This window comes from Neorhizobium sp. LjRoot104 (assembly GCF_964253725.1).
Taxonomy (GTDB): Bacteria; Pseudomonadota; Alphaproteobacteria; order Rhizobiales; family Rhizobiaceae; genus Neorhizobium.
On record NZ_CAXURS020000002.1, the window covers coordinates 1,165,168 to 1,178,436 of the forward strand.

13 protein-coding genes and 1 tRNA gene are annotated in these 13,269 nt (G+C 62.0%); 9 read left to right on the forward strand and 5 right to left on the reverse strand.

Going from position 1 to position 13,269, the window contains the following annotated elements:
- Positions 1-29: 29 nt before the first annotated feature.
- Genes ACSQ8R_RS27625 through ACSQ8R_RS27640 form a run of 4 tightly spaced genes read left to right on the forward strand, consistent with a single transcriptional unit; the run spans position 30 to position 4,538 of the window.
- Positions 30-908, forward strand: coding sequence for an FAD binding domain-containing protein (locus ACSQ8R_RS27625; protein WP_436256531.1), 879 nt, complete (start codon positions 30-32; stop codon positions 906-908).
- Positions 905-1,384, forward strand: coding sequence for a (2Fe-2S)-binding protein (locus tag ACSQ8R_RS27630; protein WP_436256532.1), 480 nt, complete (start codon positions 905-907; stop codon positions 1,382-1,384). Before ACSQ8R_RS27625 ends, ACSQ8R_RS27630 begins: the two co-directional genes overlap by 4 nt.
- Positions 1,381-2,142, forward strand: coding sequence for an N-acyl homoserine lactonase family protein (locus ACSQ8R_RS27635; RefSeq protein ID WP_436256533.1), 762 nt, complete (start codon positions 1,381-1,383; stop codon positions 2,140-2,142). The genes ACSQ8R_RS27630 and ACSQ8R_RS27635 overlap by 4 nt, the downstream gene beginning before the upstream one ends.
- Positions 2,139-4,538 carry a xanthine dehydrogenase family protein molybdopterin-binding subunit gene (locus ACSQ8R_RS27640; protein ID WP_436256534.1) on the forward strand — a complete coding sequence of 800 codons (2,400 nt, stop codon included), beginning with the start codon at positions 2,139-2,141 and terminating at the stop codon, positions 4,536-4,538. The genes ACSQ8R_RS27635 and ACSQ8R_RS27640 overlap by 4 nt, the downstream gene beginning before the upstream one ends.
- A gap of 18 nt (positions 4,539-4,556) precedes the next feature.
- Here ACSQ8R_RS27640 and ACSQ8R_RS27645 read toward each other — a convergent pair whose 3' ends face one another.
- The 3 genes from ACSQ8R_RS27645 to ACSQ8R_RS27655 all read right to left on the reverse strand — a co-directional run bounded on the left by ACSQ8R_RS27645 (position 4,557) and on the right by ACSQ8R_RS27655 (position 6,978).
- Positions 4,557-5,543: a winged helix-turn-helix transcriptional regulator gene (locus tag ACSQ8R_RS27645; RefSeq protein ID WP_436256535.1), complete on the reverse strand. Its 987-nt coding sequence runs from the start codon at positions 5,541-5,543 to the stop codon at positions 4,557-4,559.
- A gap of 943 nt (positions 5,544-6,486) precedes the next feature.
- Positions 6,487-6,573 (reverse strand) — tRNA-Leu (locus ACSQ8R_RS27650).
- Positions 6,574-6,675: 102 nt separating this feature from the next.
- Positions 6,676-6,978: a SelT/SelW/SelH family protein gene (locus ACSQ8R_RS27655; RefSeq protein ID WP_436256536.1), complete on the reverse strand. Its 303-nt coding sequence runs from the start codon at positions 6,976-6,978 to the stop codon at positions 6,676-6,678.
- 152 nt (positions 6,979-7,130) lie between these two features.
- Here ACSQ8R_RS27655 and ACSQ8R_RS27660 point away from each other — a divergent pair, with 152 nt between their 5' ends.
- Positions 7,131-7,580 carry a DoxX family protein gene (locus tag ACSQ8R_RS27660; RefSeq protein WP_436256537.1) on the forward strand — a complete coding sequence of 150 codons (450 nt, stop codon included), beginning with the start codon at positions 7,131-7,133 and terminating at the stop codon, positions 7,578-7,580.
- Positions 7,581-7,611: 31 nt separating this feature from the next.
- Here ACSQ8R_RS27660 and ACSQ8R_RS27665 read toward each other — a convergent pair whose 3' ends face one another.
- Positions 7,612-8,529: an NAD(P)-dependent oxidoreductase gene (locus tag ACSQ8R_RS27665; protein ID WP_436256538.1), complete on the reverse strand. Its 918-nt coding sequence runs from the start codon at positions 8,527-8,529 to the stop codon at positions 7,612-7,614.
- A gap of 90 nt (positions 8,530-8,619) precedes the next feature.
- Here ACSQ8R_RS27665 and ACSQ8R_RS27670 point away from each other — a divergent pair, with 90 nt between their 5' ends.
- From ACSQ8R_RS27670 to ACSQ8R_RS27680, 3 genes are all read left to right on the forward strand, one after another.
- Positions 8,620-9,105 (forward strand): GFA family protein, encoded by a 486-nt coding sequence (locus tag ACSQ8R_RS27670; protein ID WP_436256539.1) that lies wholly within the window; start codon positions 8,620-8,622, stop codon positions 9,103-9,105.
- A 23-nt stretch (positions 9,106-9,128) separates the two neighbouring features.
- A complete protein-coding gene (locus ACSQ8R_RS27675; protein WP_436256540.1) occupies positions 9,129-9,683 on the forward strand; it encodes a sugar O-acetyltransferase in 555 nt (184 codons plus the stop codon).
- Between the two features lie 128 nt (positions 9,684-9,811).
- Positions 9,812-10,885: a GH25 family lysozyme gene (locus ACSQ8R_RS27680; RefSeq protein WP_436256541.1), complete on the forward strand. Its 1,074-nt coding sequence runs from the start codon at positions 9,812-9,814 to the stop codon at positions 10,883-10,885.
- 85 nt (positions 10,886-10,970) lie between these two features.
- On the opposite strand, the gene ACSQ8R_RS27685 is transcribed toward ACSQ8R_RS27680, so the two are convergent.
- Positions 10,971-12,047 carry a class I SAM-dependent methyltransferase gene (locus ACSQ8R_RS27685; RefSeq protein WP_436256542.1) on the reverse strand — a complete coding sequence of 359 codons (1,077 nt, stop codon included), beginning with the start codon at positions 12,045-12,047 and terminating at the stop codon, positions 10,971-10,973.
- Positions 12,048-12,197: 150 nt separating this feature from the next.
- Here ACSQ8R_RS27685 and ACSQ8R_RS27690 point away from each other — a divergent pair, with 150 nt between their 5' ends.
- The gene (locus tag ACSQ8R_RS27690) at positions 12,198-13,238 is read left to right on the forward strand and encodes a GlxA family transcriptional regulator (protein ID WP_436256543.1); all 1,041 of its coding nucleotides are present in this window, start codon (positions 12,198-12,200) and stop codon (positions 13,236-13,238) included.
- The last annotated feature ends 31 nt before the right edge of the window (positions 13,239-13,269 follow it).

The window sequence follows — 13,269 nt, forward strand, 5'->3', positions numbered from 1 at the left end:
ACGGCCGGGCAGGCGGAACGGGCGGAACAATGAAGCCCGCACAGTTCGACTACATCGCGCCGGCAACGATCGAGGAGGCGGCGGCGGCACTGGCTGCATCCGGAGGCGACGGCAAGATCATCGCCGGCGGCCAGAGCCTCATGCCTATGATAAACTTCCGACTGGTGAAGCCGTCCGTGCTGATCGACATCAACAGGATTTCCGGGCTGGACCGGATCGAGTTCGACGGCACTCGACTGCGGATCGGAGCAACCGTGCGGCATCACACGACCGCCACCGACGCTCTCGTCGCCAAGCACCTGCCCGTGGTCCATGACGCCATGCACCATGTCGCTCACATGACCGTGCGCAACCGCGGCACTTTCTGCGGCAGCGTCGCGCATGCGGACCCGGCCACCGAAATGCCGCTGATGACCCGGTTTCTCGATGGCACGATCATTGCCTATTCCGTGCGCGGTGAACGCAGGATTCCCGCGGCGGAATTCTTCGTCGGCTCGCTGGTGAATGCGCTCGAAGAAGACGAGCTGGTGATCGCCGTGGAAATCGATGCCATGCCTCCCGAAGCCAGTTGGGGTTTCGAGGAATTTGCCCGACGCCATGGCGACTTCGCTCTTGCCTGTTTCGCCACGACCCTTCGCGTCGAAAACGGCGTGGCGGCCGGCGTTCGTATCGGAATGATGGGGGTCGGAGAAACGCCGCTGCGTCTGCATGAGATCGAGGATATCGTCGAAGGCACCGATCTCTCCGACGCCGTTCTCGACACGGTCGCAGACAGGCTGGCAGACATCCTTACCCCCAACTCCGATATCCACGCCTCGGCGGATTACCGCAGGCACCTTTCGGGCGTGCTTGCCAAGCGCGCGCTCCGTGCGGCCTGGAGCCGCGCCCAAAACCGGAAACGTCCATGACCGAAAAAAAGATCACCGTCAGCGTCAACGGCCTCTCCTATACGCGCACCGTAGAAGCCCGCATGTTGCTGAGCGATTTCCTGCGCCAGGAGCTTGGCCTGACAGGCACCCATGTCGGCTGCGAACACGGCGTGTGCGGTGCCTGCACCGTCATCCTCGACGGACGCAGTGCGCGCTCCTGCCTCACCCTCGCCGTACAGGCGGAAGGCATGGAGATCGAAACCATCGAAGGCCAGGGCAGCATCGATAGGCTCGGTCGCGTCCAGGAAGCATTTCGCCAGCATCACGGACTGCAATGCGGCTTCTGTACCCCGGGCTTCATCATGGCGATCACCGATCTCCTTCGCCACCATCCGCTGGAAAGCGATGATGAGATCCGCGAAGCGCTCTCCGGAAACATCTGTCGCTGCACTGGCTATGAGCACATCGTCAACGCCGTCCGCGAACTGGCAAGGGAAAGAGGACCTCTGACATGAAGATGCATTTTATCGAAGGCGGCCGGCTCCGGATGCGACGTTCGATCTATATCGCCGGGGCCGCAAAGGAGGAAACGATCGACCTGCCGGTCCATGCCACGCTGATGCGCCATGCCCAGGGCAACGTTCTTTTCGACAGCGGTTGCAACCCGGAAGCGGCCATGGACCCCCAGGCGCGCTGGGGCGGGCTGAGCCGGGTCATGACCCCGATCTTCACACCGGAGCAGACCGTCGTCCGCCAGCTTGAAACGATCGGCCTGCAACCGGACGACATCGACGTCGTCATCTGTTCGCACCTTCACCCGGACCATTGCGGCTGCAACAGCTATTTTCGCAAGGCGACCATCCTTTGCCACGAGGCGGAGGCCGCAGCGGCAAAGGCTGAAGGAGCGGAGAATGTCGGCTATCTGCGCGCCGAATGGGAGCAGGAACAGGGCTTTCAGACATTCGACGCGGAACATGACCTGTTCGGTGACGGCCGTATCGTCGTCCTGCCTATGCCCGGGCATACGCCCGGCATGAGCGTGGCGCGCGTCGAACTGGAAAGGGATGGCGCCTTCGTTCTTGCATCCGACGCGGCACCGCTTCAGGTCAACATCGACACTGCGACCGCGCCGAAGAACACCTGGAACATGGATCTTGCGGTGGCATCACTCAAGCGCCTGAAAACCTTTCGGGATGGCGGAGACACGATCATCTCCGGCCATGACGACGCGCAGTGGCAGGGGCTAAGAAAATGCTCGGAGTTCTATGAATGAGCCATTCTGACCATTCCATCGAGCTGCGCCCCAAACTGGTGGGCAAGCGGGTCAAGCGCACGGAGGACCCACGGTTTCTGACGGGCTTCGGGCAATATGTCGATGACATGGCACCGGCAGGCATGCTGCATGTCGCGCTGCGGCGCTCGGACCAGCCCCATGCCAGGATCCTGAACATCGATATCGGCGAGGCCTTCTCGGTACCAGGCGTCGTCGCGATCTATGATGCGAGCGATCTCGAGGGAGAGGTCAAGCCAGCTATTCCGACCTCTCGCATGCCGGGCTATTACGCGACCCCGATCTGGCCGCTGGCCCGCGGCAAGGTCCGCTACGTCGGCGAACCGGTCATCGCCGTGGTTGCGGAAAGCCGCTACGCCGCCGAGGATGCGCTCGAACACATTACGATCGAATACGAACCCCTGCCCTTTGCGATCCGGCAGGTCGATGCGGTCAAGGACGACGCACCGCTTTTGCACGAGGAGGCGGGGACGAACACGATCATTCGCCGCGAGTTCAAGCGCGGCAATGTCGATGCGGCCTTCAAGGGCGCGGCGATCACCGTCAAGGGCCGGTTCCGCATGACGCGCAAGACGGCGGTCGCCATGGAGAACCGGTCCTATCTCGCCGAATGGGACGGCCGGAAACAATCGCTGACGCTTTACACCTCCTCCAACATACCCGGCGTCATCCGTGACGTCCTGTCGGCCTGTCTCGATCTTCCCGGAACGCGGATGCGGGTCGTCGCTCCGGATGTGGGCGGCAGCTTCGGGGGCAAGGGATCGCTTTACGGCGAGGAAATTCTCGTCTGCGCACTGGCACGCAAGTTGAAACGCCCCGTCAAATACATCAGCGATCGCCTCGAGGATCTCTCTGCCACCAGCCAGGCCTTCGATGAACTGATCGAGGCGGAACTTGCTGTGACGAAAGACGGAATGCTGATCGGTCTGCGCGCCGACGTCATCGGCGACGTCGGCGCCTATTCGATCTATCCGTGGACGGCAGCGCTGGAAACCGTCCAGGTCGTCAGTTTCCTGCCCGGCCCATATCGAATGGAACACTATCGGGGTCGGATCCGCGGCGTATTGACCCCGAAGCCGCCGACCGGCCCCTACCGCGGCGTCGGCCGCCCCTCCTCGACCTTCGCCATGGAACGGCTGATCGAGATGGCGGCGCGCAAGCTGGGGATGGACCCGGTCGAGTTTCGCCGGAAAAACCTCGTCCGCGACGAGGAGTTTCCATACCGTACCGCCTCCGGCATCATCTGGGACAAGTCGGCCTTTCAGGAATGCCTGGAGGGTGCCTGCAGGTACGTCGATTATCCGTCGCTGGTTCGGGAGCGCGAGGAGGCAAGGAAGGCCGGGCGCTGGGTTGGAATCGGGCTCGCAAGCTACGCCGAATTGACCGGGATCGGCTCGCGTATCTCGGTCGCCCCCGGCATGCCGATCAATACAGGCACCGAGACATCCAAGATCGAAATCGACGCGACGGGCGCCGTCACCGCTGCTTTCGGTATCTCTTCCCACGGTCAGGGGCTGGAAACGACGCTTGCCCAGGTCATCGTCGACGAACTGGGCTGCAAGCTGGAAGATATAGAGGTCAAGCATGGCGACAGTGCGCTGGTCCCCATGGCCAGCGGCACCTATGCCAGCCGTTCGGCTGTCCTTGGCGGCGGCGCCGCCACACTCGCGGCCCGCGTCGTCAAGGAGAAGGTCCTGCGCGCGGCCGCATTCCTCATGGAGCAGGGTGTCGAGGACCTCGATATCCACGACGGCATCATCACCAGTCGGAACTCGAACCTGTCACTGACGCTGAAGGAGGTCGCCTCCGCAGTCTATACCCAGATGGGCCGCATTCCGCGAGACCAGCGCGAAGACCTGAGCGCATCGGAAACCTATGACCCCTATCTCGGGACCGCCAGTTCATCGACACATCTGGCCATGATCGAGGTCGATCCGGAAACCTATGCCGTTAAGATCCTTCGCTATGTTGTGGCGGAAGATTGCGGTAAAATCATCAACCCGATGATCGTGGACGGCCAGGTTCATGGCGCCGTGGCACAGGGCATCGGTGCAGCCCTGCTGGAAGAAATCGTGCATGACGATCAGGGACAGGCCGTGGCCGCAAGCCTCGCCGACTATCTCGTTCCCGTCGCAAGCAGCGTGCCCGATATCGGCATTGTCCACATAGAGGCCGATCTTCCAAACAATATCGGCGGCTTCCGCGGCATGGGCGAAGGCGGCACGATCGGCGCCCCGGCAGCCATTGCCAATGCAGTATCCGACGCGCTTTCCCATCTGGGCATTTCGATCGAAACACTTCCGGTCACGCCCGAACGGATATACCGGATGCTGCACGCGAGACGTGGAGTATCGGCAAAGACCACGGATGCCGCTTGAGCTGCATTTACGCCAGGCTTACAGGTCGAACGGATACCGAAGCAGGTAATCGGTATCCTTGGCCGCCAGCGGCTTCCTGCATTCCGAACATACGACGATGGCCGAGAAATCATGACCGCAGGTCTTGTGGCGCAGGCGCATGGGTGGCTTGCCATCCGCGAGCCACCGGTCACCCCAGGCCATCATCACAAGCATCGGCTTGTAGAGATCGAGCCCCATCTGGGTAAACCGGTATTCGAACCGGTCGCCGGAATTGTAAGGCACTTTCCGGAATACGTCCGCCTGCACCAGCCGCGTCAGGCGATCGGCGAGAATATTGGTCGCGATACCGAGGTTCTCCCGCATTTCCTCGAAGCGCCTCACACCATGCCAGCCTTCGCGAAGGATAAGAAAGCTCCAGCGATCGCCAATAATACCGAGCGTGCGCGCAACCGAACAAGGCCTTACCCTTTCCAGCAGCGCCGAGTCGGAACTCCTGCGCGACGTCAGCCGGTTTTCCACGGGGGCATAACCTGCGCCCGGTCCGTCACGGGGAGCCACTTCCTTGGCCGTAAAGGGCTCCAGGCACTCGCTGCAGACAGTCACCGGATGGCATTCGCAGCCGCAGGTCTTGTGGATCAACTGAAGCGGCGGCTCGTTATCACCTGCGAGCCACTTGTCGCCGAACTCCATCAACGACAGCATGGTCGAGAACAATTCCTTGCCGCGAGCGGTCAGGAAGTATTGCTGACCTGGTTCGTTCGGCCGCTTCCCGAGGCTGACGATCTCGTTGGCGACCAGCACGGAAAGCCGGGATGAAAGGGTCTGGCGCGGAATGCCCAGCCGCTGCTGAAACTTGTCGAAACGACGCACGCCGAAATAGGCTTCGCGAAGGATGAGGAAGCTCCAGGTGTCGAGAACGATCTCCATCGTCCGGCGCACGGATGAGTGCCGCTGAACCAGCCGTGGCCTTTCCGACCCGATCGGCAACGGTGGATCCGCGAATATTTTAGCTATGTCGTTCATGGCAACGGCATCCGTCTTCAAGCTAGGCAAACTCCATCAAATCCGGACGATTATAAAGCGTCAAGTCTAATATTGAAAGTTGCTCGACCCATTTTTAGTCACCTCCTCAGGTAGCTCGACATGGCAGTCGATGGACGTCGTGACACAGCACAGCTTCTTAGTTCTTGAACGGGGATCCCCGACGCATCTAGCTTTTTGCAATTTGTTGGTGATCCTTTGCGGCGCAGAAGGCGAACTTAAGTTGCGCATTACGCTGATGTGATGCTGCGAATTTTGTGCGATATCTGCATTTGATTGGACGCACTAAACATGTCCGCCCCCCGGCCCTTTTTGCCGCCAGCTTCGGCAAACCGAACCCCAGGTGACTGGGAACATATCAAGCGCGACAAACCGGTTGCCTCTCAGAAGCGATCCGTGTCGCGATATGGGCTCTGCCGCTGCCACCAGCACCCCAGATGAATCAGCCTGGATCATCTGAGGGCGAATGTGTGGACCGAAACGCCCAGAGCACTACGGCTGCGACGATTACACACAAATTATGAAAACCAATATGTATTTACCCAAAATTGATTCCCCTTAGGAATATCAACTAGGAGGCGAGGCGAAGGTCCCTCCATCATCGAAACGGGGTTGCAATTCAGCGACTGCGGGACTGGTGCGACGACGCCGGACTGTTCCACTGCTCCACCCATGGCCTGCGCGCCTATCGCCACCGAGAACGGCGCGACCAAAGACGAGCTGATGGCGACCTTCGGACGGACGACAAAGAAGCAGGCGACCCTCTATACGAAGCAGGCGAACAGCAAGAGGCTGGCGGCCGGCGCAATCCACAAACTGAGGTCGGAAAAACGAGCATCGAAAATTGTCCCACGCCCCGAGGGGTTGGTGAAAGTGAAACAAAAATCGATGAAAATGCGAGCAAAATCAATGCTCGAAAATGGAATGGTGCCCAGAAGAGGACTCGAACCTCCACACCCTTTCGGGTACCAGCACCTGAAGCTGGCGCGTCTACCAATTCCGCCATCTGGGCGACGGAGAGCCATGTACGGGTGTGACCTTCACCTGTCAACTGGCTTTTTGAAGTTTCCGTCCCTGTCGCCAAAAAACCTTCACGGATCTGTCACAGGCGGCCTCAGCTCTCGCCGTCTTCCTTCGCCTTGCGGTCCAGGTGGCCGAGATCGCGGTCCGGGTCGATGACGTCGCGCACCCGCTGCTTCAATTCCTTGGGGCCAGGAAAGCCGCCGTCCCGCTTCCGTTCCCAGATGAGTCCGCCATTCAACTGGATCTCGAAATTGCCGCCGGTGCCTGGGATCAGCGCCACTTCGCCGAGTGCGTCGCCAAAGGTCTGCAGAAGCTCCTGCGCCATCCAGCCGGCCCTGAGCAACCAATTGCACTGGGTGCAATAGAGAATCGTAATGCGCGGTTTTTCCATCATGTTTCGCCTTCTACCCAAGTCAATTCGGTCTCACAATATTGTCAACCAGAATGATCAAGTTTTTGAACGCACGCGTCTCGACAGAGAGGGTGCGAACGTCAATTTGGGGCTGCAGCAACGATAATCGCGTCGTTCCCATAAAAAGAGGTCCCATGGCTCTTCAATCCACCACCCGCTCCCGCCTGATCATTCCGGCACTTGCTCCTGTTTATACCTCCGCCCATGAGATCGTCGAGACGATCCTGCGCGTCACAGCAGGCGCGCTGCTGGTCACCCACGGTTTCGGCAAGATCACCAACCCGTTCGGCGCGGTCGGCATGGTGGAAAGCCTCGGCTTCTATCCGGGCGCCTTCTGGTCGCCGCTGCTCGCCGCCACGGAATTCTTCGGCGGCATCCTCGTCGCCATCGGCCTTTTCACCCGCCCGGCCTCCTTCGCGGCGATGATCGTGCTTCTGGTCACCGTTTATTTCCACGGCGTTGCACAGAACCAGGGTCTCGCCGGCGCGGAGAAGTCCATTCTCTGGGCAGCGATCTTCCTGTTCTTCGCCCTGCGCGGCGGCAATAGCCAATCGGTCGATGCCCGCCTCGGCCGGACGTTCTAACCTCGCTATCACGGCTGAGCCTCTCCCGGGCTCAGCCTTTCCCTTCGAGCGCCAGCCGCACGACGGTGCCGAGATCGGCCTCGGCATAACCAAGCGCCGCTGCATTCTCGAAGCTGGCGCGGGCGGCTTCGATGGCCGGCGTTGCGACGCCAAGGCCGCGGGCAAGGTCGAGAACCACTCCCATGTCCTTCAGCACGCCGGCGACCGGAAAGCCGACCGTCTCGGTCTCGCCGAGTATCACCGGAAGCCGGGACCGCATGGCCGGGCTTGCCGCCGGGCTGCCGGAGAGGATTTCGATCATCTTGTCGCGCCCAAGCCCCGCCTTGCCACCGAGATCGACGGCTTCCTTCATGATCTGCCACAGGCCCATCAGCATCATGTTGTTGACGAGCTTGGCGGATGCGCCGTCCCCCAGCGTCCCGACGTGGTGAATCCTGTTCGAGAGATTTTCCGCGACCGGCAGGAATCGCTGAAAATCCTTCTCCGCGCCACCGATATAAAGGCCGATCGTGCCCGCCAGCAGCATTTCCGGCCCGCCGGAAATCGGCGCGTCGAGGAGAGCGGCGCCCGCCTTGCCGATCGCGGCTTCATGGGCGCGCAGCGTCTGGGGGCTGACGGTGCTGGTATCGACAATCAGCTTGCCGGCGAGATCGACGGCGGTGAGATCAGCGAGCATGCCGTGCACCGCGGCATCGTCGAGTAGTGCCAGCATGACGATATCCGAAGCACCGAGAAGTGCAGCCAGATCGATTGAGGCGGTGATCCCGAGGGTCGTCGCCTTGTCGGGCGAAAGACCGCTGCGTGTCCACCCCGCCACCGTAAATCCCTGTGTTGAAAGGCGTCGGGCCATGGCGCTGCCCATCCGGCCGAGGCCGACGATACCAATCCGCTCTTTAATCATGCGTCTAATCCTGCTCATGTCGTGTTGGCGAACTTTAAAGCAGAACATGCCGATCCCGTCTTGTTCATTTTGCGTTGCGGGAGAACTGAGAAATATTTCATATTCGACATGCGTAATCTGAGGGAGGCCGGACGGAAGATGAGCGAGATATTCGAAGGCGGCTGCTTCTGCGGCAAGGTCCGCTATCGCATGCATGGGCGGCCGATGTTCATTCATTGCTGCCATTGCACCGATTGCCAGCAACAGACCGGCGGCGCCTTTGCCATCAATGCGCTGATCGAAGCCGACCGGGTCGAGGTCGTGGAGAGCGGGCCGGTCGCAGTGGCGATGAAGACCGACAGCGGCGTGCCCCACGACATCTATCGCTGTCCGCAATGCCAGACAGCGGTGTGGAGCGACTACGGCCGGCGCCGGTGGATGCTGTTCATCCGGGTCCAGACGCTCGAAAGGCGTTCCGAGTTCTCCCCCGACGTACATATATTCACCCGCTCGAAGGTCGCCTGGGTCGGCCTGCCGGAAGGCGCCAAAGTCTTCGAGGAATATTATAGTACGAAGGCGATGTGGCCGCCCGAAAGCCTTGCACGGCGCGAGGCGGCCCGGCTAAAGGCCGGGGCGGAACGCTGAAGCGGGGGGGGGCACGAGGCAAGATGGCGAGCGAACGCGAAAAGATGGCCGCCGGCGAATGGTATTGTTGCCTCGATCCGGAACTCGATGCGTTGAGGGACAAAGCGCGGATGGCGGTGCATGCGCATAACACCATGTCGCCCGCCGAGCGGGGTGCGATGGCGCCCGCCCTGGGCACGCTGTTCGGTACGGCGGCCGGCGCGTTTCTAGAAGCGCCCTTCCATTGCGCCTACGGCTTCAATGTCTTTCTTGGGCAAGGCGTCTATCTGAATGCCGGCTGCACGATCCTCGACACGGCGCCGGTCAGGATAGGCGCCCGCTCGATGCTGGGGCCGGGCGTCCAGCTTTATTGCGCGGATCACCACCGCGACGCCGCCCTGCGCGCCCGGGGTCTTGAGATCGGCCGCCCGATCAGCATCGGCGCCGACGTCTGGATCGGTGGCGGCGCGATCATTCTCGGCGGCGTCACCATCGGCGATGGGGCGATCGTCGGGGCCGGCTCGGTGGTGACGCGCGACGTCCCACCGGGCGCCACGGTTGCGGGAAACCCGGCGCGGTTGATCATGCCGCGCGGCTGATTTCAGAACATCGCCGCGCGTAAAGATTGGATTCAGCATTTTTTGGTAATTTTCCGTTAGCAATTCCCGTCAGGGGTTTATCGACGGCGGGGGCGGCCGTCTTTGTTGTCTTGCGTACGGGTTTCAAAATGCGTCTATCGGCTCTGCCAGCACTCCTCGTCACATGCCTCGCCTTGGCGGGCTGCGCTTCGGCATCCGGGCCAGACGAACTGATGACTAACGTCGAAACCCAGGAAAAAACGGGCTCAGTCGATCTGCCCGCCGCCCCCGTCCCGTCGGTCGGTGTCGGCAAGACCTCGCGGATCGGCGCGGTTCAAGCCCCCCGGCAACAGACCCTGCCGCAGCAGCAGGACATCGCCTGGACCGGCGCGATGCCGGCGCCGCAGGCCTTCGTGCGGGAAACGACGGTCGGCATGCCGCTTCCGGCCGAGCGGCCGGTGGCCATGCTGATACCCGACGAACCGACACTGGAAACCGTACCCCGCAGGGGGCGCATGCAGATCTACAGCCGTCAGTTCCGCGATGCCAAGCCGATCAATTTCGGCAGGGTCTCGCCGAGAAGCTATCCGGTGCACGGCGTCGATGTGTCGCGCTGGCAGGGCGACATCGACTGGGCGAAGCTGAGGACGCAAGGCGCCAATTTCGCCTATATCAAGGCCACCGACGGCGGCGACCACCTCGATCCGATGTTCAGGACCAACTGGCGAAGAGCCAAGGAGGCGGGTATCAGGCGCGGCGCCTACCACTTCTTCTACTGGTGCCGCACGGCCGGCGAACAGGCCGACTGGTTCATCCGCAACGTCCCGCGCGATCCGGACGCGCTGCCGCCCGTCATCGACGTCGAATGGAACGGCGAGTCGAGCTGCAAGGCGAAACTCTCCCGCGCCCGGGTGCTCGAAAAGATGCAGGTCTTCATGGACAAGCTGGAGCGCCATTACGGCCAGCGGCCGATCATCTACACGGCGCCGGATTTCTACGAGGACAACCTTTCGGGCGAACTGCTCAACTATCCCTTCTGGCTGCGCGCGGTCGCCCAGCATCCCTCGAAGGTCTATCCGGGTCGCAGGTGGCTTTTCTGGCAATATTCCGGCTCCGGCCTGTCCCACGGCGTCGATGGCAAGATCGACCTCAACGTCTTCCACGGCTCGGAAGAGCAGTGGCACAACTGGGTGTCGCCGCGCACGACGATTGCGCAGAACTAGACGCCAGGAATGGGAAAAGAAGCGCGCGGGACCTGCGAAAACCGGCCCCGCGCGTTCCCCTGGAGGTTACGTCGATGCAGCTGGACTACAACCGCGCTTCGAGCACGAGGTTGAACGGCGTCGCCATCGCCCGCCGGAAGCGGGTGAAGCCGGCCTCGTGGAAAATCTCCCGCAGCCTTGCTTCGCCCGCCTGCGCGCCGAGCACCATGTGGCCGCCGTCGGAAATCGCATGAGCGCAGCAGATCGTCGTCGATGCGGCGTAATACATGCGGGCCACCGGCGAGATGTTGTCGTCGACGCGGTCGTTGGCAAAGGGCTCGACGAGCATCACCGTACCGTCCGGGGCAAGCGTTCTTGCGGCATGCCGGGCTGCCGCCAACGGGTCGCCCATGTCGTGCAGGCAATCGAAGAAGCAGACCAGGTCATAGCCCTTGCCGGGATAGTTTTCGGCACGCGCCGTCTCGAATGCGACCCGGCCGGTGACGCCCGCTTCTGCCGCGATCTTGCGACCCTCGTCGAGGGACACGCGATGCGTATCGAAGCCACGGAAACGCGAAGCCGGGAAAGCCTGCGCCATCAGCACCGTGGAGTGGCCATGGCCGCAACCGACATCCGCCACCGAAGCGCCGGTCTTCAGTTTTTCGACCACACCATCGAGCGCCGGCAGCCATTCGGGGACCAGGCTTGCCTTGTAGGCGTTGCGATAGAGCGAGGCGACGCCGCAATAAAGCCGGCCGTCATGATCGCCCCAGGGAATTCCCGAGCCCTTGCGAAAAGCTTCCAGCGCCTTTTCCTCGTCCGACCACATGGAAGCGGGCACGCCCCAGGCGGCGGCGAGGAAGACCGGGCTGTCCTCGTTGGCAAGCACCAGCGCCTGCTCCGCAGTGAGCTCGAAACTGCCGCTCCCGGCGTGAAACAGGACGTAGCCGCCGGCGACCTGCGAGCCCAGCCACTCACGCACATACCGTTCGGCGCATCCGGTGCGGTTTGCCAGTTCATGGGCGCTGAGTGGCCCGGCGCCGGCCATTGCCTTGTAGAGGCCGAGGCGGTGGCCGATGCTGACCATGACGCCCCCGTACCCCGCCGATAGATCGCCGATGGCGCGGGAAACGATCGCGTCCAACTTGGCCGGATCGATCTCGTTTGTCTTGACGTAGTCCATGTCTGCTATCTCCTGTTCCTTCATCGGAAGTTGATGATCACCAGGGATCGCAGGTCCAGACCGGTTCGGGCAGAGCGGGAAATTCCACAATCGGGCCATTTGCGCCATTCTCACGCTCGGTGTACGGATTTGATCGTTGGAGGGATCACCATGCCGCGCGAGGCGAGTGGAACACATTCGAAGCCGCTGCATGTCAGCCTGGTGGCCATTCCCGATGCCGTGGTCTCGACGCTGAGCGGCGTCTTCGACGTGATGAACGCCTTTTCGGTCCTGCCGCCGTCGGACGTTGCGATAACCCGTCCGTTCGAAGTCCAGATCGTCGGCATCGAGACCGGGCTGCTAACGCTCGCGAGCCTTGTACCGGTCACCGTACAGTGCAGCATCGCCACGATTGAGGCCACCGATATCGTCATCGTTCCATCGATCCTGCTCGGGCCGGACGGATGGCGGAAAGGCCGCTATCCGCAGTTGGTCGACTGGATTTACCGGATGCATGCGGGCGGCGCGCTGATATGTTCCGCCTGTTCGGGCATTTTCCTGCTGGCGGAGACCGGCCTCTTCGACGGCGCCGACGCGACCGTGCACTTCGGCTATTCAGCCGCCTTCACGGCCGCCTTTCCGCAGGTGCATATCCATCCCGAACGGGTGCTGGTGGTTTCCGGGCGGCGCGAGGAGCTGATCAGCTCGGGTGCGTCGATGACCTGGCACGATCTCGTGCTCTATCTCATCGCTCGCCATATGGGTGCCGCGGCCGCCCAATCGATCGCTCGCTTCTTCGCGCTGCAATGGCATCAGGACGGGCTCTCGCCCTATATCGTCTTCGAAGGCCGCAAGGACCATGGCGACACGGCGATCCAGGCGGCGCAGGAGTGGGTCGCCATTCACTTTTCCGTCGCAAACCCGCTTGAGGAAATGATCCTGCGGGCTGGCCTTGCGGAACGCACGTTCAAGCGTCGTTTCACGGCTGCGGCAGGCACCAGCCCGATCGCCTATGTGCAGCGCCTGAGGATCGAGGACGCCAAGCGCCGGCTGGAAGGGACAGAAGCGTCGGTCGATGAGATCAGCTGGCAGGTGGGTTATGAAGAACCCGCCTTCTTCCGCCGCCTGTTCAAGCGCGTGACGGGCTTGGCACCCGGCGCCTACCGGCGACGTTTCCAAATCCCGGATTATGCGCGCTCGGACAAGAAATAGCTGACGAGTAAACCCCGGCTGACAGCTCTCA

Excerpts from the sequence above, each read along its gene's own strand:
- ACSQ8R_RS27665 (WP_436256538.1), bottom strand. The coding sequence starts at position 8,529 with ATGTTCTGCTTTAAAGTTCGCCAACACGACATGAGCAGGATTAGACGC.
- ACSQ8R_RS27625 (WP_436256531.1), top strand. The coding sequence starts at position 30 with ATGAAGCCCGCACAGTTCGACTACATCGCGCCGGCAACGATCGAGGAG.
- ACSQ8R_RS27685 (WP_436256542.1), bottom strand. The coding sequence starts at position 12,047 with ATGGACTACGTCAAGACAAACGAGATCGATCCGGCCAAGTTGGACGCG.
- ACSQ8R_RS27655 (WP_436256536.1), bottom strand. The coding sequence starts at position 6,978 with ATGATGGAAAAACCGCGCATTACGATTCTCTATTGCACCCAGTGCAAT.
- ACSQ8R_RS27640 (WP_436256534.1), top strand. The coding sequence starts at position 2,139 with ATGAGCCATTCTGACCATTCCATCGAGCTGCGCCCCAAACTGGTGGGC.
- ACSQ8R_RS27660 (WP_436256537.1), top strand. The coding sequence starts at position 7,131 with ATGGCTCTTCAATCCACCACCCGCTCCCGCCTGATCATTCCGGCACTT.
- ACSQ8R_RS27635 (WP_436256533.1), top strand. The coding sequence starts at position 1,381 with ATGAAGATGCATTTTATCGAAGGCGGCCGGCTCCGGATGCGACGTTCG.
- ACSQ8R_RS27675 (WP_436256540.1), top strand. The coding sequence starts at position 9,129 with ATGGCGAGCGAACGCGAAAAGATGGCCGCCGGCGAATGGTATTGTTGC.
- ACSQ8R_RS27630 (WP_436256532.1), top strand. The coding sequence starts at position 905 with ATGACCGAAAAAAAGATCACCGTCAGCGTCAACGGCCTCTCCTATACG.
- ACSQ8R_RS27670 (WP_436256539.1), top strand. The coding sequence starts at position 8,620 with ATGAGCGAGATATTCGAAGGCGGCTGCTTCTGCGGCAAGGTCCGCTAT.
- ACSQ8R_RS27680 (WP_436256541.1), top strand. The coding sequence starts at position 9,812 with ATGCGTCTATCGGCTCTGCCAGCACTCCTCGTCACATGCCTCGCCTTG.
- ACSQ8R_RS27645 (WP_436256535.1), bottom strand. The coding sequence starts at position 5,543 with ATGAACGACATAGCTAAAATATTCGCGGATCCACCGTTGCCGATCGGG.
- ACSQ8R_RS27690 (WP_436256543.1), top strand. The coding sequence starts at position 12,198 with ATGCCGCGCGAGGCGAGTGGAACACATTCGAAGCCGCTGCATGTCAGC.